Source organism: Rhodococcus sp. FW305-130 (genome assembly GCF_058788335.1).
Window position 1 is genome coordinate 55514 of sequence record NZ_JBYTAP010000002.1, and the last position, 26517, is coordinate 82030.

Below are 26517 nucleotides of genomic sequence, written 5' to 3' on the forward strand. Positions count from 1 at the left end.
TCTGCGCGGGTGGCAGGATTGTCGCCATGACGCTTGCCCAGGGAAGAGCACCGAAGGAGCCTGCGGAGGGGAAGGCGAGCCGACTCGACGACGCAGTAGGGCCGCAGACGGAGGCAGTCGTCGATCTGGACGCGATCGCGCACAACGTGCGTGTCCTGCGTGAATTTGCCGGTGATGCAGCGTTGATGGCGGTCATCAAGGCGGACGGATACAACCACGGCGCAGTTGCGGTTGCGCGGACGGCACTGTCGGCCGGAGCCCGGGAACTCGGCGTCACCACCATCGCGGAGGCACTGGTCCTTCGCGAGGCAGGCATCACCGCTCCCGTCCTGGCCTGGCTGCACGGCCTCGACGCCGATTTCTCCTCGGCGATCCGGTCCGACGTCGAGATCGGCGTGTCCTCGCCGCGGCACCTGGCTGCTGTCGTCGACGCGGCACGGGTTCTGGGACAACAGGCGACCGTGACGCTCAAGGTGGACACCGGTCTCAATCGCAACGGCGTCTCGAGAACCGAGTGGCCGCAGATGCTCGACGACCTCGCCACTGCCCGGGACGAGGGCACGATCAGGCTGCGCGGAGTGTTCTCCCATCTTGCACACTCGGACGAACCGCATCATGACGTCATCGACATGCAGAAGCAGCGTTTGATCGAAGCGGTTGCCGACGTCCGCGCTCGCGGATTCGAACCCGAAGTTGTTCATCTTTCCAACTCCGCCGCTACAGTCACCCGTCCTGACCTGCAATTTGACATGGTTCGACCCGGAATCGCGATATATGGATTGTCTCCGGTGCCCGAACTCGGAGATTTCGGTTTACGACCGGCGATGACGCTGCGAGCGAAGGTGATTCTGGTGAAGAAGGTGGCCGCCGGAGAGGGCGTCTCCTACGGGCATCAGTGGGTCGCACCGCACGACACCACTCTTGCGCTGCTTCCCGTCGGCTACGCCGACGGTCTGACTCGCTTACTGAGCGGCAAGTTCGAAGTGCAGTTGGGCGGCAAGCGTCGCCAGGCCGTCGGGCGGATCTGCATGGACCAGGTGTTGGTGGACCTGGGGCCGGACGGCGACGGAGTTCGCGAAGGCGACACCGCGATCTTCTTCGGCAACGGCGATCACGGCGAACCCAACGCGCAGGCCTGGGCCGACGTACTCGACACCATTCACTACGAGGTCGTGACCGGAATACGTGGACGCACTGTGCGTACGTACATCGGGGGAGAGACGTCATGAAGACTGCAGGAAAGATGAGCATTCTCGGTGGCCTGCTCAGTGCTGTGGCGCTCGGCTCGATGGCCGGCGTGAATGCATTCAAGACCGCGACGCGTCCGGGCCGGGAAATCTACGCGGACGAGGACTTCGACCTCATGACGCGCGACCGCAAGAGCACGGTGCGCACCGAGGACGGCGTCGAGCTGGCAGTTCGCGAAGTGGGACCGGATGACGCTCCGCTGACAGTCGTTTTCGTGCACGGGTACTGCCTGAGTGCGCTGTCCTGGCATTTCCAGCGCCGCCAACTCGAAGAGCGATGGGGCAACAAGGTTCGCATGGTGTTCTACGACCAGCGCGGACACGGAGATTCAGGTATGCCGCGTTCGAAGAGTTGCACGGTCTCGCAGCTGGGCCGCGACCTCGCGACTGTCGTCGAGGCCAAAGTGCCCAAGGGACCGATAGTTCTCGTCGGCCACTCGATGGGCGGCATGACGGTGCTCGCGCTTGCCGGTCAGCGACCCGAATGGTTCGAGGGCCGAGTCATCGGCGTCGGGCTGGTCGCGACGACGGCGGCAGGGCTGGCCGAGACCGGTCTGACCCGCAATCTGCAGAATCCGATCATCGACGGGTTCCGGTTGGCAGTGCGCACCTCGCCAGGAGTGGTTCAGCACGCCCGGGGCGCTGCGCGAGTACTGATCACGCCGATCCTGCGTGCAGCGTCGTACGGCACCGATGTCAGCCCACGACTGCATGAGCTGTCGGACGGCATGCTCGACCGGACCTCGGTCGTGACCATCGTCAATTTCTTGCGGACGTTGGAACTGCACGACGAGTCCGCGTCCCTCGAGGTGCTCGCGCACACACCGGCAGTCGTGATCTGCGGCGATCAAGACATGATGATTCCGTTCATCAGCTCCAAGCGTCTCGCTGCCGATCTCCCCGAGTCTGAACTCGTGAGAGTTCACGGGGCCGGCCATCTGGTGCAGCTCGAGTTCCCGGCGATCGTGAAGGACGCAATCGACAAGCTGGTGCAGCGTGCACAGGTAGAAGAGCGGTCCGATGTCGGCTGAGAACGCCACGGGACTTCCCGAATCCGGACAGATCACGTTGGAAACGGCCGAGGATACCGAGGCTTTCGGCCGACGGTTGGCGGCGGGACTTGTTGCCGGCGACCTGGTGGTGCTGGACGGGCCACTCGGGGCGGGCAAGACCGCGTTGACGCGCGGAATCGGCGCCGGGCTCGGAGTGCAGGGCCGGGTGACGTCCCCGACGTTTGTCATCGCTCGTGAGCATCGTCCGGGCACCCGCCCCGGCGGCGGAGTTCCCGTCGGCATGATCCACGTCGACGCATACCGGCTGGGAGACAGCGGACCGCATGCGCTCGACGAACTCGATGCCCTCGACCTCGACACCGACCTCACCGATGCAGTGGTGGTGGTCGAATGGGGTGGTGACGTCGTGGAAAGGCTCGTCGAACGACACTTGCGCGTGCAGCTTCATCGGGAACCTGAATCGGATGTGCGGACTGCGAGTTGGTCCTGGACGTCGTGAAACGGCGTTTTGTGTCGCAGACGTCGTGAAACGGCGTTTTGTGTCGCAGACGTCGTGAAACGGCGTTTGGTGTTATGGACGTCGTGACCCTCCCGGGCCGGAAGTAGTTCTTCACGTGCGGGTACCCTGAGAAATCGTGCTTGTTCTCGCAATTGACACCTCCACTCCGGCAGTCACTGCCGGTGTCGTCTCCCTGTCTGCTCCGTCACCGGACGCAGAGTCACCGGGCACCGAGTCGCCTGGCACCGAGTCACCGGGCACAGTGGAGACGCTTGCCGTGCGTGTCACGGTCAATCCTCGTGCGCACGCCGAGGTCTTGACCCCTCACGTCCTCGAATGCCTCGCCGAGGCCGGGCTCACGCCGGCAGAGTTGAACGCCGTCGTCGTGGGTGTCGGGCCGGGGCCGTACACCGGACTGCGTGTCGGCATGGCGACAGGCGCTGCCTTCGGTGATGCACTCGGTGTTCCCGTGTACGGCGTGTGCAGCCTCGACGCCATCGCGGCTGCGGTACCGACCACACAGAGCCTGCTCGTCGTGACTGACGCGAGGCGTCGCGAGATCTACTGGGCGCGCTACGACGGCGGAGTGCGCGTTGAAGGGCCGGCTGTGAATTCCGCCGGCGACGTTGATCCTTCGCCTTCGACGCTGATTGCCGGATCTGCTTCGCACGTGGACTTCTTCGATCTGCCCGTCGACCCGGCGGAGACACCCTCACCGGCCGGCTTGGTCACAGTCGCTGCTCGCGAGATTCTGGCCGGATCGGTTCCGGCCCCGCTCGAGCCGCTGTACCTCCGACGCCCGGACGCGAAGACCCTCGCAGAACGTGGCAAGTGAGACCGAGCAGATGAAGTACAGCATCGAGCCGATGAACGTCGATGACGCCGAACGGTGCGGGGAGTTGGAGCGCGCGTTGTTCGCGGGCGACGGACCCTGGAGCGCGCAAGCGTTTGTCTCGGAACTTGCGGGCGCACATAATCATTACTTCGTTGCCAGGGAACCCGACGGTCACGTCCTCGGCTACGCCGGAGTCGCGTTGTTGGGCGCGTCGCCGAACATGGAGGCCGAGGTTCACACCATCGGTACCGATCCCTCGGCTCAGCGACTGGGAATCGGCGGCGCGTTGCTCGATGCGCTTCTGACCCTGGCGGATTCACGGCAGTGTCCGGTGTTCCTGGAAGTGCGCACCGACAACGACCCTGCAATCGCGCTGTACCGGCGCGAAGGATTCGAGATCGTCGGAACACGAAAGAAGTACTACCAGCCCAGTGGGGCAGATGCGTACACGATGAGACGGCCCGCCGTGCTCGGTGTCCGCGAAATTGAGGAGCAGCAAGCATGATCGTCATGGGTGTCGAAAGCTCTTGCGACGAAACAGGTGTCGGTATCGTTCGCTGGAACGGTGACGGAACCTGCGACCTGTTGGCCGACGAGGTGGCATCGAGCGTGGATCAGCACGCCAGGTACGGGGGAGTGGTTCCCGAAGTAGCCTCGCGGGCTCACCTCGAGGCGATAGTGCCGACGATGCGCCGTGCCCTTGCTGCCGCCGGTATCGAGAAGCCCGACGCACTTGCCGTCACCATCGGACCCGGCCTGGCCGGCGCGCTGCTGGTCGGTGTCGCCGCCGCGAAAGCCTATGCCGCAGCGTGGAACATCCCGTTCTATGCGGTCAATCATCTCGGCGGTCACGTCTCGGTTGACACTCTCGAGCACGGTCCGTTGCCCTCGTGCGTTGCACTGCTGGTCTCCGGTGGTCACACGCACCTGCTTCACGTCGAAGATCTGGGCAAGCCCATTGTCGAACTGGGCACGACTGTCGACGATGCCGCCGGTGAGGCCTTCGACAAGGTGGCCAGACTGCTCGGGCTCGGCTTTCCCGGCGGACCGGCACTCGATGCTGCTGCGCAAGAGGGAGATCGGAACGCAATAGCCTTCCCCCGCGGGATGACCGGCCCGCGCGATTCGCGGCACGACTTCTCGTTCTCGGGGCTCAAGACGTCCGTCGCCCGCTATGTCGAATCGAAAGAGCGCGCAGGCGAGACCTTTTCGATCCCGGACATCGCTGCCTCGTTCCAGGAAGCGGTTGCCGACGTCCTGACGATGAAGGCAGTGCGTGCAGCCGAGGACGTCGGGGTCGACACGTTGGTTCTCGGCGGCGGCGCCACGGCCAATTCACGTATCCGTTCACTCGCCGAGCAGCGCTGCGCCGAAGCCGGCATCACGTTGCGCATTCCGAAACCTCGACTGTGCACGGACAACGGCGTGATGATCGCTTCGTTGGCTGCCCACCTGATCGGAAACGGTGCAGGCCCTTCGGAATTGAGTGTTGCCACGGACCCGGGGCTGTCGGTCTCGGTCAGCCAGTTGATGCGCTGAGAATCAACCGACTGGGACCGGTTCCCGATCCGGTGTGGTCGCGGGGCCGGGTTCGGGCGTCGAGGTATTCGGTTCACCGGGTTTTGTCGTCGGATCACCACCGGGGGTGGTGAGTTCGGTTTCGGTAGAACCGGATCCAGGATTTTCCGGCGTCGTCGGGTTTTCGCCGCCGCTCTCACCCGGGCCGAGACCGCCGCCGGGGTTTGCCTCGGTCGGATCGACCGGGGGCGTCGCCTCGGTGTCCGGAAGCGTCGGCCACCACGCCGGTGGATCGGGCAGCGTGATTCCGGGGATGGTCGGCCAATTCGGGGTGGTCGTGGTCGTCGTCGGCGGTGTGGTTGTCGTCGACGTGTCCGGTATCGGCGCCGGCGGAAGCGTGTACTGATGCGTTGTGTACGAGTGCGTGTCGAACGGCTGTGAGTCGAACGGCGTTGTGGGATAGCCGTACTGCGGGAAAGTGCTGCCCACTACCGAAGGCAGAGGATCATGCGAGGGGATGATCGTCGATCCGGTGCTCGGCGTCGCTTCGGGGCTCACCGTCGTCGTGGTCGAACCGGTTCCGACAGGAGAGACCGCGGTGTCGTCGGTCGGCACCAATTCCTTTGCGCCGTAACCGAGTACCAGTCCGCCGACCACGAGCGCACCGATCAAAGCGCCCGAGACCTTGGCGGTGGATCCCGAGCGCTGGTCACTTCCGGAGCCCAGCAAGGGGAAACGAATTGCGGTGATCGAATCTGCCAGGAGTGCAGCACCTTTGGTTGCCGCAGTCTCGGGCTCGACGATCTCGACCAATGGGAGGTCGACGGCAGCGGCGACGGCGGACCGCACGGCCGGAATGTGTGCGCCACCGCCGATGAGCACAACGGCACCGACCGGCCGCGGTGAGCCGTTCACGACTTCACGGATGAAGGTGACGGCGCGCTCGATATCCGGGGCGATGATGGCTTCGAACTCGTCGCGCGTGATCGCCATTGCGTCGACGGGAAGGTCGATGGTCACCTTGGCGGCGGTGGACAGTTGCTCTTTCGCGACGTGGCACCGGGCAGCAAGAAGCTCCGCGTCGGTGTACCGGCGCAGGTGCCCTGGCGCCTTCTCCGTCACGAAGTCGACCAATGCCCGGTCGATTCCGGCCCCCGCGAGGGCGTCGATACGGTCGGAATGCAGAACTTCACCGGTGTGATCGACGACGGACACCGTCAGACCCTGATCGCCGACGTCCACCTGAGCTGTCGTGTCGTACCGCTCGGTTTTCCCGGTCTCGGCGAGATACGCGTGTACGGCGGCAGGTTCGGGGATGGCACGGACCTGCTTCGGCGAGCGCGAGAGAGATGACCTGATGCTCGCGAGCTGGTCGTCCGTGCGATAGCTGACACCGATCGAGCGCGGCGCTTCAGATCCGTCCGTTACCTGCGTCGTCATCAGCTTGATGGACGCCCGGACGAGGTCACCGACGTTGGAATTGGCCTGATCCGCCGAGACGAAGCGAGTCTCGGCAGGCACCGCTCCTGGCGCGTTTGTGCTGGTATCGGTGTCGACGAGTGCTGAATAGACACCGGAAGATCCAGTGGAAATTCCCAGTGAACAACTCATCGCGCACCTCCTCACAGTCAATACCGGTCAATGTTCAATCGACCGCCGTTATATGAACGTTACAGAAGGTTCGTGAGGATTGCTCAGTGCTTTTTGTCTCCATGACACCCTTTTCGGACCGAAAGGGTGGTTTTACCTGCGAAATTGTCGATCATTGATTCATGCGGAAAAAAGGCGATTCTCCCCACATCGACCGGGATCGACGACGCGCGCTGATCCGGGGTGCGGTGCTTCGACCCACGCTGACGATGATCGCCTTCGGATGTGCGTACTTCTTCCTGCCGTGGATCGATGTCCACACAGTGGGTGCGATTTTCCTCTTGATCGGTGGAGGGGCAGCGGTGCTTGCCGTGACGACCTGGCAGGTGCGTCGAATTCTGCGTTCCGATGTGCCTTCTCTACAGGCGGTCGAAGCAGTGGCGGTCGTGATGCCGACCTACTTGCTGTTGGTGTCCATCACCTATTTTTCGGTCGAGCATGCGAGTGCCGGCAGTTTCACCGAACCGCTGTCGCGTATGGCGGCCCTGTATTTTTCGCTGTCGGTGTTCTCGACCGTCGGCTTCGGCGACATCGCTGCACAGACGGACCTTGCCAGGGGACTCGTGAGCCTTCAGATCGTCTGCAATCTGGTGTTGATCGGATTCGGCGTTCGATTCGTGGTTGCCGCAGTGTCGTGGGCGAAAGCGCACCGCTCGCCTTCGAGCGGACCTGAAATCACCTAGGACACTGCGGCAATCGGAGTCATCGTCCGGTGTGGACCAACAATTCGACGTTCTGGTCGACGCAGGTACCCGTCAACTTCGGGTCGCGGTGGATGTCGTTGAACGACAGTTCGCGGTACAGCGAGGCGAGCCCGGCTGCCGACTTGTCGCTGTACTCGACTGAATTGGGACTTTCCGCTTCGAAGAGCGTCGCAAGCAACGACACCGTTCCGTCGTGATTGTCCGCGATCTCGATGATGCGCCCGAGCTGTGGGTAGTCGATGTGAGAGGCGGTGTTGATCTCCCAGAAGCCCTGCTCGGGGGTCGCGCCGGGCCACGGGGTGATCTTGTTCTCGTGGGTGTGTCCGTTCACCCAGGCAAGTACGTTCGGGAAACGATGCAGCAACTCCAGAAGCTGTGAACCGCGCAGGCGCGGCTCGAGGACGTTCTCGGGGTCGGGAATGAGATTGTCCATCGTGTCGCTCGTGTGGTGACTGAACAGCACGAAATAGGTGTCACTGCGCGACTCGGTGACGCGAGAGCCCGCGGCGTCGTAGTAGGTGCTGCTGCCGGCGCGCAGGGTGTTCTCGATCCACTGGAACTGAGCGGCGCCCAGCGAACCGTCGACAAGGCCTGCGCGGTTGGTGGAGTCCATGCTGATGCCGACGACGCCCGGTGCGATCTGGAACGAGTAGTAGCCGATACCGGTTTCGCCGGCGTCGGGGGCGAAACCGTGCCCGACAGGGCCGGGGCCGGTGTGCGCGGGATCAAGGTGTGCGGCGATGAACTGCCGGGGTGTGAACGGTGCGCGCGACGGGTCGGGGGTGACCTGGCGCGGCGGCGTCGTGAAGGCGGACAGGATTCCGGGAATCGCACTGGGATCGAACTTGGTGGCGATGTCGATCTGCTTGGCCTGCTCCGGTGAACCGGGCACCTCGAATTTGAGAGATCCCGTGTACATCGCTTCGAGCGGTGGGATGCCGCTGGGCACCGTGCCGGACACCGAATCGTCGTGGTTGCCGAACACGCAGTACCAAGGGGTGTTCAGGCCGGGGCTCGACACGGGAGTGAACGCGGCCCCGAAGAAGTCCGGAATCTCCGGGAAGCCGGCCTTCTTGTACATGTCGAGCATCGGCGATTCAGGGTTCCAGTACAGATCGGCACCCGAGTTCTGCACACCCTCGTAGCGGTCCTTGGCGCCGGTGTTGGCGACGACGGTTCCGCCGTTGAGTGAGGTGAGGAACCAGTCGAGTTCGGCGAATTCCTTGTTGTCCGTGTTGTCGCCGGTGGTGACCACGGCATCGAAGGGGCGCGAGGTGTGCGGGCCGCTCCCGATCGAATTGACGCGTCGGACAAGCGAAATCAACCCGTGCGCCGTCAAGGTCTCCTGGGGGCGGAACGCCGAGCCGGTGATCTGATGGACGTATTCGAAGCGCATGGGGGACTGGGCGTCGACGATGTGGACGTCGGTCAACTGCACGAGTGAGGCGAGCGCGGTGCGTCGGTCCTCGCGTCCTGACTTCGGCTCGGCCAACTCGCTGCGCACGATGTTCGCCCAACCGGGACCGGCGGTGAGCCTGGTGTAGCCGCTGCTGCTGACGGGCGTGGACACGGACTCGAGAGTGGTGCCGGGACCTGACGTCGGAATGGTCGACGCGCCTGCGTATTGCAGGCCCCACGGCTTGCCAAGGCTGACCGCGCCGACGGCGCCGAGTCCGGCGAAGGTCAGAAAACTACGGCGATTGATGTTCGTCACGAAGTGAACAATAGGTGAACGTGGTGGACGGCTGTCCTGTTTCGCTCTGGACGAAGAGAAAAATGCGCCCAGTCCTTGAGGGTTGGCACTCTCACGTATAGAGTGCCAATTGGCGCTGATCGAGTTCCGGCACCCGCGACGACGGGACTGCAGTGACGCGCCGTAAACGGCATACCCAAACAGCTGTCCGAGGATCGCCTCGGACGCACATACCCCAAAGTGGAGGGCTCATCGTGGCGAGCGTCAACATCAAGCCGCTCGAGGACAAGATCCTCGTCCAGGCCAACGAGGCTGAAACGACGACGGCTTCCGGCCTGGTCATTCCTGACACAGCCAAGGAAAAGCCCCAGGAGGGCACCGTCGTTGCAGTCGGCGAAGGCCGCGTCAACGAGCAGGGCAACCGCATCCCGGTCGACGTCAAGGAGGGTGACACGGTCATCTACTCCAAGTACGGCGGAACCGAGATCAAGTACGCCGGCCAGGAATACCTGATCCTGTCGGCACGCGACGTGCTGGCTGTCGTCTCCAAGTAAGACACACGTGATCCGCCCCGGAGTCCACACAGGATCCCGGGGCGGAATGCGTTCACGCCCCGAAGATTCAGGAGCTGACAGAACAGATGTCCAAGCAAATTGCGTTCAACGAGACCGCACGCCGCGCTCTCGAAGCCGGAGTCGACAAGCTTGCCGACGCCGTCAAGGTGACCTTGGGCCCGCGTGGACGCCACGTCGTGCTCGCCAAGGCATTCGGCGGCCCCACCGTCACCAACGACGGTGTGAGCATCGCCCGTGAGATCGAGCTCGAAGATCCCTTCGAGAACCTCGGCGCACAGCTCGTCAAGAGCGTCGCCACCAAGACCAACGATGTTGCCGGCGACGGCACCACCACCGCGACCGTTCTGGCCCAGGCCATCGTCCGCGGCGGACTCAAGAACATCGCAGCGGGCGCGAACCCGATGGCGCTCGGCGTCGGCATCAACGCCGCAGCCGACAAGGTCGTCGAGGAACTGCTCGCCGCGGCCACCCCGGTCGAGGGCGAGAAGTCGATCGCCCAGGTCGCCACCGTCTCCTCGCGTGACGAAGAGATCGGCAAGCTCGTCGGCGAGGCACTCACCCGTGTCGGAACCGACGGCGTCGTGACGGTCGAGGAATCCTCCACCGTTGCAACCGAACTCGTTGTCACCGAAGGCGTTCAGTTCGACAAGGGCTACCTCTCGCCCTACTTCGTCACCGACATCGATGCGCAGAAGGCCGTCTACGAAGATGCGTTGATCCTGCTCTTCCGCGAGAAGATCAGCTCACTTCCCGACTTCCTGCCGCTGCTCGAGAAGGTTGCCGAATCCGGCAAGCCGCTCTTGATCATCGCCGAGGACGTCGAGGGTGAAGTTCTCTCCACCCTGGTGGTCAACTCCATCCGCAAGACCATCAAGGCCGTCGCCGTCAAGGCGCCGTTCTTCGGTGATCGTCGCAAGGCATTCCTCGACGACCTCGCAGTCGTCACGGCAGGCACCGTCATCAACACCGACGTCGGCCTCTCCCTGAAGGAAGCCGGCCTCGACCTGCTCGGCAGCGCTCGCCGCGTTGTCGTCACCAAGGACGAGACGGTCATCGTCGACGGTGCCGGCACCGCTGACGACATCGCGACCCGCGTCGCGCAGTTGCGTCGCGAGATCGAGAACACCGATTCGGATTGGGACCGCGAGAAGCTCGAAGAGCGTCTGGCGAAGCTGTCCGGCGGCGTGGCCGTCATCAAGGTCGGCGCAGCCACCGAAACCGATCTCAAGGAACGCAAGTTCCGCGTCGAGGATGCGGTCAACGCAGCCAAGGCAGCAGTTGCCGAGGGCATCGTCCCCGGTGGCGGATCGGCTCTCGTTCAGGCCGGTACGGCTCTGATCGGGAACCTCGGCCTGTCGGGTGACGAGGCCACCGGCGTTGCCGTGGTCCGTGAAGCCCTCAACGCTCCGTTGTTCTGGATCTCCAGCAACGCAGGCATCGACGGATCCGTCGTTGTCAGCAAGGTCGCCGAGATGACCAAGGGCGAAGGCTTCAACGCTGCCACCCTCACCTACGGCAACCTGCTTGCCGACGGCGTCGTCGACCCGGTCAAGGTCACTCGCTCGGCAGTGGTCAACGCCGCTTCCGTCGCGCGCATGATCCTCACGACCGAGAGCGCTGTCGTCGAGAAGCCGACCGAGGCAGTTGCCGACACCGGACACGGTCACAGCCACTAGCTCGCTGCTCGTAGTTTCGACAAAGAAGAGATCCCCCACCGGATTCCGGTGGGGGATCTCTTCTTTCGTCTGGGGATCAGATGAGCGGTATCGTTGCGAACGGCTCGCTGGTGGGCTGCTGCGATCCGCCGGGCGGTTCGACCGTGAACGCCAACTTCGTGTTCGGGCCGATGCCGTCGAGCACCACCTGGGTAGTGGGTTTGACGTCGCTCGGAGCCATCGTCCCCATCGGGATCATCGTGGTGTCGTCGGTGTCGCCCGGCACCAGCCACATCTGGTAGACGGTATCCGGACTCGGGGGAGTCACATCGTTCATCACGAGGACTGCGGCGTCTTCGGAGGGCGAGAACAGCGTCGTGGCACTACCGCCGCCCGGAATGTCACGCGTCGTGGCATGAACGTCGGGTGCTGCCATGATTTCGGATGCGGGGTTCTGCGGCGGCGTGTTGTCGGACAGCGTGCGTCCGATTCCGATGCCGCCGACCAGGATTGCGACTGCGGCGGCCGCCGCAAGTGCCATGGTCCACGGGCGTCGACGGTTACGACGCTCGGCCAGCGAAACCGGGGCGTTGGGAGCCGCGGTCTGTTCTGCGATCGAGGCGAGGACGCTGCTGCGCAGTGACGGCGGGGGCTCGACGGCGTCGACGACGGTCATCGCGGCCATGGTTTCGGAGGTGAGTCGGACCTGGGCGTCGAATTCGGCGCGGGTCGCGGAGTCCGAAGCGGCAAGTCGTCTGTCGACCTCACGGCGCTCGTCGAGGTCCAACGCATCGATCGCGTAGGCGTACGCGTAGTCGATCAGCTCTTCGTCCATCTCACATCACCCCCAAACATCCACGTAGGCGCAGTAGTCCGTCGCGAATTCGCGACTTGATCGTGGGAATCGCCACGCCGAGATCTTCGGCCACCTCGCGGTACGTTCGGCCGCCGTAATAGGCGAGAGTCACCGATTGGCGCTGAGTGTCCGTCAGCGTTTCGAGACAGTCGGTGACAGCACGATGCTCGTCTCTTCGTGTCACTTCGTCGCTGACGACGTCGAACTCGGGAGTGGCATTGGTGGTGTCGTAGAGAGCCTGTCGATCCGAACTCGACTGTTCGGAGCGCACGCGATCCACCGCGCGGCGGTGGGCAAGCGTCAGAAGCCAGGAGAGTGCGGACCCCTTGGCAGGATCGAAGCTGTCGGCCGATTTCCAGGCTTGGAGGTAGACCTCTTGGACCGCTTCCTCGGAGAAGCCTGGATCACGGAGTACACGGAGAACCATGCCGTAGACACGGGAGCTGGTTCGGTCGTAGAACTCGGCAAAGGCGCTCTGGTCGCCACCGGCCACGTTCGCGAGGATCACTGCCAGCTCGCGTGATTCCACGATTCGCGCGGTGCGGGCCGCAGAATTGTCCGTCGGGCATGCGTCGGCCGCATCCGACGCATGGTCTGGCTCGCTCACGAAGAGTTGTCTCGCTTCATCGCGTACAACCGTAGCGTGCATGTCCGGTTCTTTTCTCTCGGCCCGCCGTTGGCCGCTGTGCGCCTTTATTAACCGCGGGGGGTTAATAAAGGCGCACAGCAGGTGGGGGCTACTGCGGCATCAGCACCGAATCGATGAGGTAGACGGTGGCGTTTGCGGTCTTGACTCCACCGCAGACGACAGTTGCGTCGTTGACCTTGATGTTGTCACCGGATCCGGTGACGGTGACCGTTCCGCCCTCTGCGGTGGGGTGCGTTCCGTCGATCGCGTCAGGAGCGATCTGGCCGGGAACCACGTGGTAGGTGAGGATCTTGGTCAGCGTGGCGCTGTCCGTCTTGAGGCTGTCGATCGTCGCGGGGTCGATCTTGGCGAATGCCGAGTCGATCGGTGCGAAGACGGTGAACTCGCCGCCGTTGAGAGTGTCGACCAGGTTGACGTCCGGGTTGAGCTGTCCGGAGACTGCCGCGGTCAAGGTGGTGAGCAACGGATTGTTGGATGCCGCTGTGGCAACCGGATCCTGGGCCATTCCGCTGACCGATCCGGCGCCGCTCGGCACTGCGGCTGCATAGTCGGCACAACCGGCACCGACCAGATCAGAAGCAGGCTCCGCCATCGCGCTGCTGGGAGACATGCTCGATCCCATGGCAGAAGACGTCATGGCGGCGCTGGACGTGTCGGTCGACGAATCGTTGTCGTCGGAGGAGCAACCGACGACGCCGAAGACGGCGAAAGAGGCTGCTGCGGTGACTGCCAGAACTCGAGTAGAGGTGTTCATGGGTCTGCCTTCCTGAAGGGATGTGCTGAGGTGCACTGTCAGAAGGCATTCGGAGTCGGTTGTCGACAGGATGGGTCGGAGTCGGAAATTCTTTTCAGGAGCTGGTGTACACAAGCAAAAGCCCCCGAAAACTCTCGGGGGCCTTGTGCACTCGACCTACGTGTATCAGGAAGCTATGCGGGTGGTGCGACGGTGGCGCGCATGTAGTTCACGTTCGGTTTCCGACATTCCTCCCCAGATGCCGTACGGCTCGGCGACGGTCAGCGCGTGGCTGCGGCACTGCATCAGTACCGGGCACTGACGGCACATCTCTTTTGCGCGGGTTTCGCGCTGGGCACGTGCTCTACCGCGTTCGCCATCGGGATGGAAGAACATGGAGGAGTCGACTCCGCGGCACAGACCGTGCATCTGCCAGTCCCAGATGTCTGCGTTGGGGCCTGGAAGGTGATTCGGTGCAGGCATGTTGACTCCTTACTGCAAGCTCGCGTTGATCAACGAGCGGACCAAGTTGCCCGGAGGTTATCCGGGCCTTCTGAATCGTTCACGCTTGCTAACCGTAAGGGTGCTGAGTAAATCGCGTCAATAGGCTCGTTCAGTGGCGATCGGCATATATCGAAATGCGAGAGTTAACGAAGTATATATTTACATTTCGGGTCTCTCATGCGTTGTGCTGCGCCGATGTTGAAATCGGGTCGATCGAGGTGGTGGCAGGCAAGCCTGGCTGCTCGAGATGCGAAACCCACAGATCAGGGATATGTTTGCTGCTGATCGCCCGGCGAAAACACTCAGCCCGCCGGCTCGGTTTGCGTCATTTGTCCGATATTGCGCGGGCAGGGCCGTACTCCATTTCGGGACTTAGTGCCCAAGTTTCAACTAGGACATCTGTCCAATAAGTAATGCGCAGTTAACGTCACGGATATATGCCCGTTAAATATCATTACGAGTACATTCGGCAAATCTCAGTTGAATATCTGATTAACTCCGACAAACTTGCCTTTTCGTCTTCCCGTGCGGCAAACGGCATCGGTCAGGCGCTTGTCTGTTGGCGCTGCTGCGATGATCTACCTGTGTCGACACCTGAGCCCCCTGAATCGCCTTCGTTCACTGAGTCACCTGGCCATCCCGGGACTCTCGAATCCGCCGCATTCGGTGCGGATCCGGACCTTGACCGTCTCCCGGCGCCGTGCTCTACCCGGGATTGGTGGACAACGGCAGTAATTCTGGGTGGTCAGGGGCACTACGCCAGGGCGCGGGCAGCATTGGATGTCCTCGATCGGCTCACGACGGGGTCCTCGACGCACTCGGATCGAGTTCTTGCCTCTCTCTCTGCCAGCACGAGGGCGTCGTTTCTTCGCCAGAGTGGACGTCATGCACTCGCGTCGACGTGGGACGGGCGCGCACTGGCGATCGTCGGCGGTCTGCCAGTCGATCCTGAGGCTGCCTGTGACGCTCTGACCGGTCTGGCCGCGGACGCCCTCGGTTGTGGCCGGCTCCCGCTCGGCTGGCGCCTGCTGGGGGAGTGTCGGACCCGTCTGGGCGGCGAGGGCGGGCTGTGGCGGCAGGAAATTCGGATCGAATGGGTCTCGGCGGAACTGGCGCTGGCGGGAGGTGACTTCGCGCGCGCCCGCAGACACGCAGAACGCGCCGTCGAATTGTCGGGGAAATCGGAGTCCGTCCGGCACCGCGTGAAGTCGGATCTACTGCGCAGCGCCGCGCTGACCGGAACAGACCCAAGCGCTGCCGTGGAGTCGGCAGCGGAAGTGCTTGCGCGGTGTCAGCAATACGGCCTGCTGCCCCTGGCCTGGGCGTCGTCGCTGCTGATCGAGGGCGTGAGCGGCGGGAGGACCTCGCCGAGTGCCCGTGAGATCGGCGATCTGATTGCGATGCGCGGTGGATCACTCCTACCTTTGTCGTAATCGATCCACCCGAAGTCTCTCGCGAACGATTCCCACAGGGCCGTTTTGATATCGCGACTGCTGGGCGGGCATGCGGAGACCAGCCGGTCCGGATGGTTACTCTTAGAGGGTTCCGCTGAGAGCGGGAGCACACCCGCTCGGGAGGTGCCACTGTAACGCCAGGATTTTCGCTGACGATGACAAATACGAGCGATGAGTTGGACACCGCGGTCGCCGCTGCTGCGCAGGGCGACCGTACAGCTCTAGCTTTGGTTCTGGAGAACATCCGACCGATGGTGGTGCGCTACTGCCGCGGTCGAGTGGGTGCGGCCGAGCGGGGACACCTGTCCGCTGACGACGTCGCGCAGGAAGTGTGTCTGGCCGTGATGACCGCGCTGCCGCGTTATCAAGACCAGGGACGCCCGTTCATGGCCTTTGTGTACGGAATTGCCGCGCACAAGGTTGCGGACGCACATAGAAGTTCCGCCCGTAACAAGTCGGAGCCCGTTTCCGAAGTACCGGATGTAATAGCACTGGATGATGGTCCCGAACAGCGAGCACTCGATTCGGAGTCCAGCAGACAGATGCATGAACTTCTCGGCACACTTCCGGAGAAGCATCGAGAAATCTTGATACTTCGCCTGGTGGTCGGGATGTCGGCCGAGGAAACGGCCGTCGCCGTCGGTAGTACCGCCGGAGCTGTACGAGTCGCTCAGCACAGGGCGATCGCGAAACTGAAAAAAGAAGTAACGAAAGCAGGTGAGAGCTTTGGCTAGAGACGAGGGGCGTGACGCTTCGAATCTCGGTGATCTCGCCGACGACGGTACGCCAGTGGACTTGGCTGCGGTTCGGCGTGACGATGCGCTGATCGAGTCCATTTCGAGTGGCGGGCCGGTAGCAACCGATAGCACCGAACAGTACGAACTTGCGTTGATTCTCTCGCAATGGCGTGACGATGTCGTTGCGACTCCGATGCCCGAGGGTCCGTTGTTGGACGATGTCATCGCTGCAATCACAGCGACGCCGTCCGGCTTCTCCGATCGTCAGCGTTCACGTTCCCGTTCCCGATTGCGTGTGGTCCGCCCGATCGCCGCCGCAGCAGCTGTTGCAGCAGTGGTCTTCGGTGGTGCCACAGCGATGGCGTACGACGCCCAGCCCGGCGATGCCCTCTGGGGCGTCAAGCAGGTCGTCTTCGCCGACGAGGCCAACTCGACGGTCGCGAAGATCGACACGACATCCGAGCTGGAAAAGGCCGAGCGTCTGTTGGCCGCCGGGGACATTCCCGCGGCAAAGATGGTGCTGGACAACGCAGCTCACCGTGCCGATGCGGTCAAGGACTCGCAGGACAAGACGGATCTCGTCGAGCGTTGGGGCAAGTTGATGACGCAGGTCCAGGAGACCACGTCACCCGCAGTACCGCCGTTGACGTCCGATCAGCAAACCTCGCTTGCCACCTCTCCCACGGCGATTCCGGGGACTTCAGTCAATCCGGCCAACCCTCAGTTGTCTGGCGGCGTGACCACAACGACAACGCCCGACCCTGGAATCATGCAAGCGCCTGGTCCAAGCGCGGCGTCGTCTACACCGTCATCATCGCCCACGACGACTACCACGACCACGACGACCACCACGACAACGACGTCACTGGCCCCGGCCTCGTCGCCGTCGGGTGATTCTTCTTCACCCCCACCCTGAGGTTCCCGCTCTGATCGCATCGTTGCGGTCCAATTCAAGAAGAACGTGCCAAACAAGCCGTTCTTTTTCGCCCACTTTCGTATGAACCTGGTGGGGTTTCGCTCAGCTGTCGAAACCGTCGCCGTGCATCGCCTCGTTCATCGACGCGTCGGCGTATCCACGGCAGTAGTCCCACGTGACATATGCCTCAGGCATCGGGTCGTAGGCAGGCTCGTGGGGGCGGACGGTTCCGTCCACGAGGAGCTGCAGCAGGTTTGCGCGCAGCATGTCCCAGTCGTGGTAGTGATCTTGTTGGCAGTCTTCGCAGCACACTACGAGACCGCGGATGCCGCGGTGAGCGAGGAGCGCCTCGTAGACGGCGAGGTCAGCGAGATCCTCCTCGACCGCTTGGCGTTCGTGGGGGTCGAGTGGTTGACCCGGCTCGATGGCATCGAGTGCCGCGGAGGGGTCAGCTGGGTCGCCGGCGAAGGGATCTGGCGGCAGACCGGGGGGCAGTTGATCACGCACAGCACCACGGTACGCAGGTCAGGGGGGTCAGCGCCACTTGTTACGCGTACCCGCAGCGTGGGTGGGATGGTTCGGACCTTTGAGTGAGCCGATACCATGGTGTGCAACGCCGGGAAAAGGTGCCAGGAATTTCTTTCCGTGCAGGCGCCTTCTATCCGATATCCAGCTTTCGTAATCCGTTTCGAGGCGGCTGCTACAGCGGTCGCCCTGGGCGAATCTAGGTCCATGGAGGGTCCTGACCGCATGAGTAGTTCTGCAGGACATGTACACACCGGAGGAGACGACCCCAACAAGGTCGCGATGCTGGGACTGACTTACGACGACGTGCTGCTGTTGCCTGCTGCGTCCGACGTCATCCCGAGCCAGGTCGACACGTCCAGTCAACTGACCCGCGACATCCGTCTGCGGATTCCGTTGGTCAGTTCTGCGATGGACACCGTCACCGAGTCGCGCATGGCAATTGCGATGGCACGCGCCGGCGGCATGGGTGTTCTGCACCGCAACTCGTCCGTCGAGGTTCAGGCAGGACAGGTCGAGACCGTCAAGCGCTCCGAGGCCGGCATGGTGACCGATCCCGTCACGTGTAAGCCGACCGACACGATGGGTGAGGTCGACGCGAAGTGCGCTCGCTTCCGCATCTCGGGTCTGCCGGTCACCGACGACGCCGGACAGCTGGTCGGCATCGTCACGAACCGTGACATGCGTTTCGAGGTCGACCAGAATCGTCCGGTCGTCGAGATCATGACCAAGATGCCGCTGATCACCGCTCAGGAAGGCGTCACCGCAGACGTGGCACTGGGCCTTCTTCGTCGGCACAAGATCGAGAAGCTGCCGATCGTCGACGGCAACGGCAAGCTCACCGGTCTGATCACGGTCAAGGACTTCGTCAAGACCGAGCAGCATCCGGACGCCACCAAGGACCGTGACGGTCGACTGCTCGTCGGCGCTGCAGTCGGTGCAGGCGACGACGCCTTCCAGCGTGCGATGGCGCTCACCGATGCCGGTGTGGACGTACTCGTGGTGGACAGTGCGCACGGGCATTCGTCCAACGTTCTCGACATGATCGCCAAGCTCAAGCGTGAACTGGGTGAGCGGGTTCAGATCATCGGTGGCAACGTTGCTACGCGTGCGGGTGCTCTGGCACTGGTCGAAGCCGGTGTCGATGCCGTCAAGGTCGGCGTCGGCCCTGGTTCCATCTGCACCACCCGCGTCATCGCCGGCGTCGGTGCCCCTCAGGTCACGGCCATCCTGGAAGCGGTTGCCGCGTGCAAGCCTCTCGGTGTGCCCGTCATCGCTGACGGTGGACTCCAGTTCTCCGGTGACATCGCGAAGGCTCTTGCCGCGGGTGCGTCGACGGCCATGCTGGGTTCGCTCCTGGCCGGTACCGCTGAATCGCCCGGAGAACTGATCCTGGTCGGCGGCAAGCAGTTCAAGAGCTACCGCGGAATGGGTTCGCTCGGCGCGATGCAATCGCGTGGCGAGGCCAAGTCGTACTCCAAGGACCGGTACTTCCAGGACGACGTACTTTCCGAGGACAAGTTGGTTCCGGAAGGCATCGAAGGACGTGTTCCGTTCCGTGGCCCGCTTTCCCAGGTGACGCACCAGCTCACCGGTGGTCTGCGCGCTGCCATGGGTTACACGGGGTCGGCGACGATCGAGCACCTGCAGAACGCTCAGTTCGTCCAGATCACGGCGGCCGGTTTGAAGGAAAGCCATCCGCACGACATCACGATGACTGTCGAAGCACCCAACTACACCGCTCGTTAGCAACCAGTACACGAGAAAGGGGCGCGCGTGCGCGACCTCGTTGAGATCGGCATGGGTCGAACGGCCCGACGTACCTACGAGTTGGACGATGTGAACATCGTTCCCTCCCGGCGAACCCGTTCGTCGAAGGAGGTGTCGACTGCTTGGCAGCTCGACGCTTACAGGTTCGACATCCCAGTCCTCGCACATCCCACCGACGCGTTGGTCTCGCCGACCTTCGCGATCGAGCTGGGTAAGCGCGGCGGCCTCGGTGTCATCAACGGTGAAGGCCTGTGGGGCCGTCACCCCGACGTCGAGGAGAAGCTCCGGCGTCTCGTCGAGATCGCCGAGAAGGACGGTGGCGTCGACGCAGCCATCCGCTACTTGCAGGAGCTGCACGCGGCACCGCTGCAGGCGGGTCTTCTGGCTGCTGCGGTGGCGCAGGTCCGTGATTCGGGGGTCACCACTGCCGTTCGGGTCAGTCCGCAGAATGCGCGCGCACTGACGCCCGAGCTGATCAAGGCCGGAATCGACCTGCTGGTCGTCCACGGGACGATCATCTCGGCCGAGCACGTCGTGCACACCGAGCAGGAACCGCTGAACCTCAAGACGTTCATCTCGGAACTCGACGTTCCGGTTGTCGCTGGTGGGGTCAGTGACCACCGCACCGCGCTGCACCTGATGCGTACCGGCGCTGCCGGTGTCATCGTCGGGTACGGCTCCACCGAGGGTGCAACCACCACCGGTGAGGTCCTGGGTATCGGCGTTCCGATGGCCACGGCCATTGCCGACGCTGCAGCAGCCAGGCGCGACTACCTCGACGAGACGGGTGGACGCTACGTCCACGTCATCGCCGACGGTGACATCGCAACTTCGGGTGATCTGGCGAAGGCCATCGCCTGCGGTGCCGACGCTGCCGTTCTGGGCACGCCGCTGGCCGTGTCCGCCGAGGCGCCGGGTGGCGGCTGGTACTGGCCGTCCGCTGCGGCTCATCCTTCGGTTCCGCGTGGAGCGCTTCTTCCGGTTTCCTACGGCGAGCGTCCGAGCCTGGATCAGGTCCTGAGCGGTCCTTCGGACGATCCGTACGGTTCTCTGAACTTCGTCGGCGGTCTTCGTCGGTCGATGGCCAAGGCCGGGTACTCCGACCTCAAGGAGTTTCAGAAGGTCGGGCTGACGGTCCGCGCGTAGTTTGTACCTTTCTGTGGCCCCGGTTCTTCGTGAACCGGGGCCACAGTTCGTTGTGCAGGACTTTCTTCCGTTCCTGATACTTGCGGTTACGCTTATGGGGCCCCTTGTGGTGGTAGTCACAAGGGATAGGTGCATACTGGCGGGTAACTACGGTTCACGGTGGAGGTGTCCTGATGGGCAAGCAACGGGCAACGGACTACGACGTACTGATCGTCGGATCCGGGTTCGGCGGAAGCGTGAGCGCGCTTCGTCTCGTGGAGAAGGGCTACAAGGTCGGCGTCATCGAAGCCGGCCGACGGTATGCCGACGAAGATTTCGCGAAGACCAGCTGGGATCTCAAGAAGTTCCTCTGGGCTCCGAAGCTGGGTTGCTTCGGCATTCAGCGCGTGCATCTGCTGCGCGACTGCCTCATCCTCGCGGGCGCAGGCGTCGGCGGCGGGTCGTTGAACTACGCCAACACGCTGTACCAGCCACCGGAGCCGTTCTTCCAGGACAAGCAGTGGGCGCACATCACCGATTGGCGAAGTGAGCTCACCCCGTACTACGAGCAGGCTCAGAAGATGCTCGGCGTCGTGCAGAATCCGCACATGACGCCCGCTGACGAGATCATGAAGTCGGTCGCCGACGACATGGGCGTCGGCGACACGTTCATCCAGACGCCCGTCGGCGTCTACTTCGGTGAGCCGGGCAAGAAGGCGAAGGACCCGTACTTCGGCGGCGTCGGACCCGAGCGCACCGGTTGCATCGAGTGCGGCGAGTGCATGACGGGCTGCCGTCACGGCGCGAAGAACACTCTCCTCAAGAACTACCTGGGCCTTGCCGAGACAGCCGGCGCCGAGATCATTCCGATGACCACCGTGTCCGGACTTCGTGAGGCTCGCGACGGTTCGTGGGACGTGTTCACCGAGCGAACCGGTGCATTCGGACGCAAGAACCGCCGCACCTACACGGCTGCGAACGTGATTCTCGCGGCCGGAACGTGGGGCACTCAGCATCTGCTCTTCGACATGAAGGACACCGGAGCGCTGCCCAAGCTCTCCGACAAGCTCGGCGAGCTGACTCGAACGAACTCCGAATCCATCGTCGGCGCAGGCAAGTACAAGGTCGATCCCGCACTCGACCTGACCCGCGGAGTGGCGATCACGTCGTCGTTCCACCCGAGCAGTGACACCCACATCGAGCCGGTCCGCTACGGCAAGGGTTCCAACGCGATGGGACTGCTGCAGACCTTGATGACGGATGGCGGTGGCTCGACACCGCGGTGGATCAAGTTCCTCGGTGTGGTCGCGAAGAACCCGTACCAGATGCTGCGCATGCTGACTGTCAAGGACTGGAGCGAGCGCACGATCATCGCGTTGGTCATGCAGAACCTCGACAACTCGATCACCACGTACACGAAGAAGGGCCTGTTCGGTCGACGCAAGGTCACCAGCAAGCAGGGCCACGGTCAGCCGAATCCGACGTGGATTCCCGAGGGCAACGAGGCGACGCGTCGAGTTGCCGCGAAGATCGACGGCGTCGCAGGCGGCACGTGGGGCGAGATCTTCAACGTTCCTTTGACCGCGCACTTCCTGGGCGGTTGCGCTATCGCGTCGGATTCCGATCACGGCGTCATCGATCCGTACCACCGCGTGTACGGCTACCCGACGCTCAGCGTCGTCGACGGTGCAGCGGTCTCGGCCAATCTCGGCGTGAATCCGTCGCTGACCATCGCCGCTCAGGCCGAGCGCTCGGCCTCGCTGTGGCCGAACAAGGGGGAGACGGACCTGCGTCCCGCCCAGGGCAGCGGCTACGAGCGTTTGGCTCCGATTGCACCCAAGTCGCCCGTGGTGCCGGCGTCGGCTCCGGCAGCGCTGGTTCTGCCGATCGTGAAGATCACCGGCGGCAAGACGGCTACGGCTGTTCCGGCGGAGCCTGCTGCCGGATAGTTCACCGCGAACCGAAAAGGGGCGTGTCGTCGAGGATTCGACGGCACGCCCCTTTTGCAGTTTCAGATCGTCAGCCCACCTTGTCAGCCGCCCAGCGACCCGAAGAGGGTGCCGAGGTCGAGGCTGCCGGTTCCGCCACCGGGTCCGCCGTCGGTATCACCGGGGACGGTCAGGGTCTGCGGCGCGGAGGCCGAGGACGTGTAGCCCGAAGCACCCACGAATTCGGCAGTGACACTGTAGGTCCCGGAGTTGTAGAAGGTGGCCGGTACCGTTGCGACACCGTTGACCACGTCGACCGGTCCACCGATGAGGGTGTCACCGACCTTGAACTGGACCTTGCCCGTGGCACCGGCCGGATCGACCGTTGCCTTGAGTGTCACCGGGGTGTTCTTCTGAACAGTTCCGACGGCGTCGAGAACCGTGGACGTCTCGACGTCAGCGGGAGCCGGAGTCGTGACACTGACCGGGAATGCCGGGGCAGCGGACGGCGCGAATCCTGGTGAACCCGTGAACTTCGCGACAACCTTGTGCGTTCCTGTCGAGGTGAAGGTGTACGGAGCGATGGCAACTCCGTCTGTTCCGACCGTGGCAGTCAGCGTTTCGGTGCCGTCGACGATGAAGTCGACGGTGCCGCCGGTGCCCTGCGGATCGACCTTGGCGGTGAGGTTGACGTCCTGACCGACCTTCGCGGTAGACGGCGAAACCGTTGCGGTAGTGGTCACGGAGTCAGGCGGCGCATCGGTCGTGACGGTCACGATCTTGGCCGACGCCGACGTCGACGCCAGGAATCCGGGTGCACCGCTGTAGCTCGCGGTGATGGAGTGCGGTCCGTCCTCGGTGAAGGTCGGGGAGATGCTTGCCGACCCTCCGGTGACCGGCACCGCGTCGCCGAGGGGGTTGTCGCCGTCGAAGAACTGGACGGTTCCACCGTTTGCGCCGCCGCTCACGTTGGCCGACAGAGTGACAGGAGTTCCGTTCTTGGCGTTGGCCGGTCCGACGACAGTGGTGGTGGTTGCCTTGTCCGCCTCGATGATCCGTGTCGTGGCGAGGGGGCCTGCGCCGCTGTTGAGCGGACCGTTCTCGGCGTCACGCGGGGTGCATCGTGTGGGTGCCCAGGCGGTGATGACCAGGGTGGCCTTGGGGAGGAACGTGAGGAAGTTGCGATCGTTGTTCCACGCTCCCGCGCTGCCGCCGGTGCGTACCTTCATCGCGACGTCCCCTGAATCGCCGGCCTTGAGAACTGCCTTGACCTGGGGGAGTTGGAACTGGGTGTAGCCGTCGGCATTGTTGGAGCCGTCGACGTTCTTGCCGGTCGCCTTGACGACGATGCCGCCCTCGGAGTTGATGCTCGAGCTGGGGCTGTTGCCGATGACCTGGTTGTTTCCGGAGAGACGCAGAATCGTTCCGTTGGGATCGACGTTGCCGTTCTCGTTGACACGCAGGATGTTCGGCGCGACACCGCTGAGCCCTGCCGAAGTTCCGGGAACGATGGTGGCTTCCACCAGGGTGGCGTTCGCGGGAACGTCGACGTCGACCTTGATGCGGGAGACGTTCTGGACGGTCGCCCCCGAAGCCGATCCGGGGAAGGCGATGGGACCGGGTTGGATGGTGACCTCGAAGGTCTCACCCGCTCCGACGCTCTCCGGTGCGTCGACGATGACCGAACCGGACTGGGACTGCGTGGTCGGACCGGCGACGGCGGACGGGGTTGCGAGGCAACTCGTTCCGAAAGTTGTTGTCACCGGGGCCGCTGATGCGGGGATTCCCGCGAGGATGACGCCACTGGCGAGTGCCGTGGCGGCGATCGGCGCCGCGATGCGACGTCTGGAGTACACGAACATGGATTCTCCTGAGCTGGGTACGGGAGTGGTGTCCAAAGCTGATGTGGGGGACTAGCTTCCGAAGAGCGGGATGAGGCCGCTGAGTGAACCGGTGTCCACGCTTCCGGTGCCGCCGCCGTCGGTCGGCGCGGTGCCGACCTGCACGACCGTCGGGCCGGAGACGGAGTTCTTCCAGCCGGCGTCGCCGACGAAGTTGGCAGTGAGGCCGAATGTTCCCTCGTCGTCGAAGGTGTGCGTGAGCGTCGCGACGCCGTTGACGACGGCAACGGGTGCGCCGATGGGCGTCGTGCCGGACTTGAACTGGATCATTCCGTTTGCTGTTCCGGGTGCAACGGTGGCTTTGAGTTGCAATGCCTTTCCGACCTGAGCGGAGCCGCTGACAGTCAGGACAGTCGTGGTGTCCGCGCGGGCGGGCTCGGGATCGGTGACGTTCACCGTGAACGATGTGGACGTGGAGCCGATGAATCCGGTTCCGCCGGAGAACTCGGCAACCACGGCTGCGGCACCGGCTGATGCGAAGGTGTGCGGGAGGATCGCGACGCCGTCACCCGTGCCGACGGGTGCGGTACCGACCTCGGCGCCGTCGACCTTGAACGTCACGGTTCCGCTGCTCGGGATGGGGGAGACGGTGGCCGAGAGGTTGGTCGGTTCACCGACGACTGCTGTGAGCGGTTCGACAACGGTGGTGGTGGTTCCCCAGTCGGGATCGCTGACGTCGAGTTGGGTTGCGGTGGACACTGAATCGCCGTAGCCGGCCTCGCCGGTGAACACTGCGGTGAAGCTGTGCGTGCCGGAGGCGTCGTAGCTACGGGTCAGGGAAGCCGTTCCGTCGACCACGGCCACCGGTGCGCCGAGGTTGGTGTCGCCGTCCTTGAACTGCACCGTGCCCACGGCGTTCGCCGGTGTGACGACGGCGCTCACGGTGATGCTGTCACCGACCAATGCGGCGTTCGGAGCCGAGATCGTGGTGGTGGTGTCCGCGGAGACGTCGACGGTCTGGACTCCGGAGGTCGAGCTGTGGAATCCCGGACCGGCGTTGTACGCGGCGGTGATGTCGTGGGCGCCGACGCTGTCGAAGGTGTGGGAGAGGGTGGCGCTACCGCCCGAGACCGGGACGGGTGAGCCGATGTTGCTGCCGCCGTCCTTGAACTGGACGGTGCCGCTCGCGTCGGACGGCGCAACCGTCGCGGTCAGGTCGACCGGCGTGCCGACCTTCGCCGTTGCCGGTGCAACCAGAGTGGTTCCGGTGGCGACAGACGGGTCGACGACCTGGACGTTGACGTTGATCGGGTTGAGGCCCTGCTGCGTGCTGAAGGCGTTGACGTCGAAGAGCATGCCGCTGTCGTACGTCCCGAACGCTGTGCCGACAGGGACCGTGTAGGTCGCTTCGAGCGTGACGGGTTGGTTCTTCTTGACGACGAATCCACCGACAAGGAAGGTGCAGCCGCTCGAGCACTTCGCTGAGACTCCGCCATCTGATTCGTTGCTGATCGTCGCCCGGTTGGTCACACCCAGGTAGGTGGCCTTGGCGCTGCCCGGCACGAGGACGAATCCTGCGGGCGGGATGTCACGGATCTTTGCGATCGACCGTTCGATGCCGCTTTCGTTGTGCTTGATCTCGGTCTTGTACGTGACGGTGTCACCCGGGTGAACTGCCGCGTTCCCGATGACACTCTTCGTGAAGATCAGATTGTCGGTCGTGCCGGTGAAGGTGGTCGGCGGGGCTTCGTCAGCAGTGGCCGGCGTGCCGAGGACTAGAAGTCCGGCGGCAGCCGTCACAGCCGCGACAGGTATGGCGAGTCGTCGTATGAATCGACGCACAGGTCCTCCTCGAGGTGAGCGCCGTTCGGCGGCGCCGGCCGTTTGCGATCGTGATCCTGATCACTTGACGGGCGAGATTACCTTTACTGGACGTTTGGTTCAGGCGAATCGGTCAAACGTCCAGAAAATTCACCTCCGTCCATTTCGGGCTCTGGCCTGCGATGATGTCGCCATTTTGATTGCCGAAGCTAAGGTGCTGACGATTGGGGCATCGTTGACCTGGACGGTGGTCTAGTTCGCCCCGAGGT

24 protein-coding genes are annotated in these 26517 nt (G+C 63.6%); 15 read left to right on the forward strand and 9 right to left on the reverse strand.

Annotated elements, in window-relative coordinates; all coding sequences use genetic code 11:
* Positions 1 to 26: 26 nt before the first annotated feature.
* The 6 genes from alr to tsaD all read left to right on the forward strand — a co-directional run bounded on the left by alr (position 27) and on the right by tsaD (position 5133).
* On the forward strand, positions 27 to 1229 hold the full coding sequence (alr, locus tag AC3WQS_RS06360) for an alanine racemase (protein ID WP_492712174.1): 1203 nt from the start codon (positions 27 to 29) through the stop codon (positions 1227 to 1229).
* Positions 1226 to 2278 (forward strand): alpha/beta fold hydrolase, encoded by a 1053-nt coding sequence (locus AC3WQS_RS06365; protein ID WP_492712173.1) that lies wholly within the window; start codon positions 1226 to 1228, stop codon positions 2276 to 2278. The genes alr and AC3WQS_RS06365 overlap by 4 nt, the downstream gene beginning before the upstream one ends.
* Positions 2268 to 2759, forward strand: coding sequence for a tRNA (adenosine(37)-N6)-threonylcarbamoyltransferase complex ATPase subunit type 1 TsaE (tsaE, locus tag AC3WQS_RS06370; protein ID WP_019747576.1), 492 nt, complete (start codon positions 2268 to 2270; stop codon positions 2757 to 2759). Before AC3WQS_RS06365 ends, tsaE begins: the two co-directional genes overlap by 11 nt.
* A gap of 136 nt (positions 2760 to 2895) precedes the next feature.
* Positions 2896 to 3594: a tRNA (adenosine(37)-N6)-threonylcarbamoyltransferase complex dimerization subunit type 1 TsaB gene (gene tsaB / locus AC3WQS_RS06375; protein ID WP_020906926.1), complete on the forward strand. Its 699-nt coding sequence runs from the start codon at positions 2896 to 2898 to the stop codon at positions 3592 to 3594.
* A 10-nt stretch (positions 3595 to 3604) separates the two neighbouring features.
* The gene (rimI, locus tag AC3WQS_RS06380) at positions 3605 to 4099 is read left to right on the forward strand and encodes a ribosomal protein S18-alanine N-acetyltransferase (protein WP_020906927.1); all 495 of its coding nucleotides are present in this window, start codon (positions 3605 to 3607) and stop codon (positions 4097 to 4099) included.
* Entirely contained in the window at positions 4096 to 5133 is a 1038-nt protein-coding gene (gene tsaD, locus AC3WQS_RS06385) for a tRNA (adenosine(37)-N6)-threonylcarbamoyltransferase complex transferase subunit TsaD (protein ID WP_492712172.1), read from the forward strand. The genes rimI and tsaD overlap by 4 nt, the downstream gene beginning before the upstream one ends.
* A gap of 3 nt (positions 5134 to 5136) precedes the next feature.
* Here the strand turns inward: tsaD and AC3WQS_RS06390 are convergent, their stop codons facing one another.
* Positions 5137 to 6723: an Hsp70 family protein gene (locus AC3WQS_RS06390; protein WP_019747580.1), complete on the reverse strand. Its 1587-nt coding sequence runs from the start codon at positions 6721 to 6723 to the stop codon at positions 5137 to 5139.
* Positions 6724 to 6884: 161 nt separating this feature from the next.
* Here AC3WQS_RS06390 and AC3WQS_RS06395 point away from each other — a divergent pair, with 161 nt between their 5' ends.
* Complete coding sequence (locus tag AC3WQS_RS06395) at positions 6885 to 7445, forward strand: potassium channel family protein (RefSeq protein WP_020906930.1); 561 nt, start codon at positions 6885 to 6887, stop codon at positions 7443 to 7445.
* A 19-nt stretch (positions 7446 to 7464) separates the two neighbouring features.
* Here the strand turns inward: AC3WQS_RS06395 and AC3WQS_RS06400 are convergent, their stop codons facing one another.
* Positions 7465 to 9180 (reverse strand): TIGR03767 family metallophosphoesterase, encoded by a 1716-nt coding sequence (locus tag AC3WQS_RS06400; RefSeq protein WP_492712171.1) that lies wholly within the window; start codon positions 9178 to 9180, stop codon positions 7465 to 7467.
* A 233-nt stretch (positions 9181 to 9413) separates the two neighbouring features.
* Here AC3WQS_RS06400 and groES point away from each other — a divergent pair, with 233 nt between their 5' ends.
* A complete protein-coding gene (gene groES / locus AC3WQS_RS06405) occupies positions 9414 to 9713 on the forward strand; it encodes a co-chaperone GroES (protein WP_003940763.1) in 300 nt (99 codons plus the stop codon).
* Positions 9714 to 9799: 86 nt separating this feature from the next.
* Positions 9800 to 11410: a chaperonin GroEL gene (gene groL / locus AC3WQS_RS06410; protein ID WP_019747583.1), complete on the forward strand. Its 1611-nt coding sequence runs from the start codon at positions 9800 to 9802 to the stop codon at positions 11408 to 11410.
* A gap of 76 nt (positions 11411 to 11486) precedes the next feature.
* Here groL and AC3WQS_RS06415 read toward each other — a convergent pair whose 3' ends face one another.
* From AC3WQS_RS06415 to AC3WQS_RS06430, 4 genes are all read right to left on the reverse strand, one after another.
* Positions 11487 to 12224 (reverse strand): anti-sigma factor, encoded by a 738-nt coding sequence (locus tag AC3WQS_RS06415; protein WP_019747584.1) that lies wholly within the window; start codon positions 12222 to 12224, stop codon positions 11487 to 11489.
* Position 12225: 1 nt separating this feature from the next.
* A complete protein-coding gene (locus tag AC3WQS_RS06420; RefSeq protein WP_019747585.1) occupies positions 12226 to 12894 on the reverse strand; it encodes a sigma-70 family RNA polymerase sigma factor in 669 nt (222 codons plus the stop codon).
* Between the two features lie 88 nt (positions 12895 to 12982).
* Positions 12983 to 13648, reverse strand: a complete 666-nt coding sequence (locus AC3WQS_RS06425; protein WP_007728616.1) for a fasciclin domain-containing protein — start codon at positions 13646 to 13648, stop codon at positions 12983 to 12985.
* A 165-nt stretch (positions 13649 to 13813) separates the two neighbouring features.
* Positions 13814 to 14110, reverse strand: a complete 297-nt coding sequence (locus AC3WQS_RS06430) for a WhiB family transcriptional regulator (protein ID WP_003940939.1) — start codon at positions 14108 to 14110, stop codon at positions 13814 to 13816.
* Positions 14111 to 14865: 755 nt separating this feature from the next.
* On the opposite strand from AC3WQS_RS06430, the gene AC3WQS_RS06435 reads away from it, so the two are divergent.
* The 3 genes from AC3WQS_RS06435 to AC3WQS_RS06445 all read left to right on the forward strand — a co-directional run bounded on the left by AC3WQS_RS06435 (position 14866) and on the right by AC3WQS_RS06445 (position 17238).
* Complete coding sequence (locus tag AC3WQS_RS06435) at positions 14866 to 15564, forward strand: hypothetical protein (RefSeq protein ID WP_046379846.1); 699 nt, start codon at positions 14866 to 14868, stop codon at positions 15562 to 15564.
* Between the two features lie 176 nt (positions 15565 to 15740).
* On the forward strand, positions 15741 to 16319 hold the full coding sequence (locus AC3WQS_RS06440; protein WP_003940953.1) for a sigma-70 family RNA polymerase sigma factor: 579 nt from the start codon (positions 15741 to 15743) through the stop codon (positions 16317 to 16319).
* Positions 16303 to 17238: an anti-sigma-D factor RsdA gene (locus AC3WQS_RS06445; protein WP_492712170.1), complete on the forward strand. Its 936-nt coding sequence runs from the start codon at positions 16303 to 16305 to the stop codon at positions 17236 to 17238. Before AC3WQS_RS06440 ends, AC3WQS_RS06445 begins: the two co-directional genes overlap by 17 nt.
* Before the next feature lie 102 nt (positions 17239 to 17340).
* Here the strand turns inward: AC3WQS_RS06445 and AC3WQS_RS06450 are convergent, their stop codons facing one another.
* Entirely contained in the window at positions 17341 to 17745 is a 405-nt protein-coding gene (locus AC3WQS_RS06450; protein WP_003940777.1) for a DUF5319 domain-containing protein, read from the reverse strand.
* Between the two features lie 243 nt (positions 17746 to 17988).
* Here AC3WQS_RS06450 and guaB point away from each other — a divergent pair, with 243 nt between their 5' ends.
* The 3 genes from guaB (at position 17989) to AC3WQS_RS06465 (ending at position 22607) form a co-directional block, all read left to right on the forward strand.
* The gene (guaB, locus tag AC3WQS_RS06455) at positions 17989 to 19512 is read left to right on the forward strand and encodes an IMP dehydrogenase (protein WP_020723641.1); all 1524 of its coding nucleotides are present in this window, start codon (positions 17989 to 17991) and stop codon (positions 19510 to 19512) included.
* A 27-nt stretch (positions 19513 to 19539) separates the two neighbouring features.
* Positions 19540 to 20679 (forward strand): GuaB3 family IMP dehydrogenase-related protein, encoded by a 1140-nt coding sequence (locus AC3WQS_RS06460; RefSeq protein WP_003940976.1) that lies wholly within the window; start codon positions 19540 to 19542, stop codon positions 20677 to 20679.
* 173 nt (positions 20680 to 20852) lie between these two features.
* Positions 20853 to 22607: a GMC oxidoreductase gene (locus AC3WQS_RS06465; protein WP_020906934.1), complete on the forward strand. Its 1755-nt coding sequence runs from the start codon at positions 20853 to 20855 to the stop codon at positions 22605 to 22607.
* Between the two features lie 83 nt (positions 22608 to 22690).
* On the opposite strand, the gene AC3WQS_RS06470 is transcribed toward AC3WQS_RS06465, so the two are convergent.
* Both AC3WQS_RS06470 and AC3WQS_RS06475 read right to left on the reverse strand, forming a co-directional pair.
* Entirely contained in the window at positions 22691 to 24448 is a 1758-nt protein-coding gene (locus tag AC3WQS_RS06470) for an Ig-like domain-containing protein (RefSeq protein ID WP_019747591.1), read from the reverse strand.
* Between the two features lie 51 nt (positions 24449 to 24499).
* Positions 24500 to 26269: an Ig-like domain-containing protein gene (locus AC3WQS_RS06475; RefSeq protein ID WP_197941268.1), complete on the reverse strand. Its 1770-nt coding sequence runs from the start codon at positions 26267 to 26269 to the stop codon at positions 24500 to 24502.
* Positions 26270 to 26517: the final 248 nt, after the last annotated feature.